The organism is Bacillus sp. 05T31, assembly GCF_056396725.1.
This window is the reverse complement of the sequence record NZ_JBFTMA010000859.1, coordinates 1-1,580: the sequence shown is the minus strand read 5'-3', so window position 1 is coordinate 1,580 and position 1,580 is coordinate 1. Positions and strand designations below refer to the sequence as shown.

General features: G+C 31.0%; 2 protein-coding genes. Both read left to right on the top strand.

Annotation, left to right across the window (positions count from 1 at the left end; translation table 11 throughout):
* Positions 1-237: 237 nt before the first annotated feature.
* Positions 238-1,011, top strand: a complete 774-nt coding sequence (locus tag AC1DJR_RS29275; RefSeq protein WP_429687197.1) for a DUF3959 family protein — start codon at positions 238-240, stop codon at positions 1,009-1,011.
* Positions 1,012-1,153: 142 nt separating this feature from the next.
* Positions 1,154-1,570 carry a DUF3995 domain-containing protein gene (locus AC1DJR_RS29270; protein ID WP_429687196.1) on the top strand — a complete coding sequence of 139 codons (417 nt, stop codon included), beginning with the start codon at positions 1,154-1,156 and terminating at the stop codon, positions 1,568-1,570.
* Positions 1,571-1,580 lie beyond the last annotated feature (10 nt).

The following is a 1,580-nucleotide window of genomic DNA, read 5'->3' as shown; positions in this document are numbered from 1 at the left end:
AAAGAAGATACATTGATATTAATATAAATAATAGTGTACAAATCCTGCTAGTAATAATGAGCAGGATTTGTCATTTTTTCATGTAAATAAGGCTATCCTTTGTCATGTATCTTTTCTTTTACGTATTTACTTTATTTACATACAGGATTAAGATGTTTTTTAGAAATACAAAAACTACATCATATGGAAAAGCGATTTTTATTAATTAAAAAGAAAATTTGAAAGGAATGGGGAATTGTGAAGAAATTAGATGTATTATTAATGCTACTGAGCGGCCTCTTTCCAATTGCAGGAATGTTAAAGCAAATCCCTCTTGAACAATCTTTATATATTGGAGGACTTTTATTTTTTACTAGTTTCGGTAGTTACTTTGCGAAAAAGATATATTCACGTATATGTAGCTGGATAGCGTATGCACCATTTATAACATTACTGTTAGTTATTTGGAATCAGGATATTTCAATAAGTTCAATAATAGCGAACGCGAAAATCGCCGCTTGCATTGCGTTAATTCCGTGTTTATTCCGGTTTCGTACATACGGGCTTACTTTTGGCTTATTCTCATTGTGGGTCGCGTTACTATGGGATATAAAAGAAGTGCAGTCGTTAGTCATACTTGAGCGTATGATGAATTTAATGACAAGCCATTACTTATATATTCTCCTTTTAGTTGGAGGACTTATATTAGGTGGATTACTTGCGATGTTATTACACCGTAAAGAGAAGGATGATAATAAAGAAAATATAAATCTATTTCAACAAAAAAAGAAACGCAAAAAACTATCATTTAAGATTCCACTTCCAAGATTACCGAAATTTAAGATGAAATTATTTAAGTTTGGTGGAAAAGGTTCTAAACGTAAAACGCCAGAAAAAATACGTGAGCATAATTACGAAGAATCAGCTACAGCTGCAACATATGAATTGTCGGAGCAAATAGATCAATATAAAGAAGATACTGTTCAAGGACAAACGAGGATGGAACGTCGTAGAAATAGGTATAATGCATAATAAATTTCAGTAAACCTTTAATGATTTATCGTTAAATTGATAAATTATTAAAGGTTTTTTATGTAATTAAATATAGATTGCTAATGAGGAACTCATAGCATATCTAAAGTTGAGGACTTAGATAAAATAATGGGAGGACAAAATGCTTATTATTACATATATTTCTGTCTGTATATTATTTTTAGTGAGTTTTTTACATGTTTATTGGGCTATCGGAGTTAAGTGGGCGACAAATAGTGTCATTCCAACTCAAGCTGGAGAAAAGGTGTTTACACCAGGTGCAGGAATGACATTGTTTATTGCGTTATTATTAAGTATGGCAGCAATGATTTTATTACAACATGCAAATATCGTTCATTTCGCAGCTCCCAATATTTTTGTTCAAATGGGATCCTGGGTTTGTATTGTTGTTTTTTTCATAAGAGTAATTGGTGAGTTTCATTATTTTGGTATCTTTAAACGAAAAAAAGATACGCAGTTTGCTAGAATGGATACTGTTTTATATGTACCACTTTGTACATTTTTATCTTTATCCTTCTTATTAGCAATAATAACGTGAACATATACCC

What these genes read in the sequence shown, in the direction of transcription:
- AC1DJR_RS29270 (WP_429687196.1), top strand. Translation starts at nt 1,154, where the DNA reads ATGCTTATTATTACATATATTTCTGTCTGTATATTATTTTTAGTGAGT.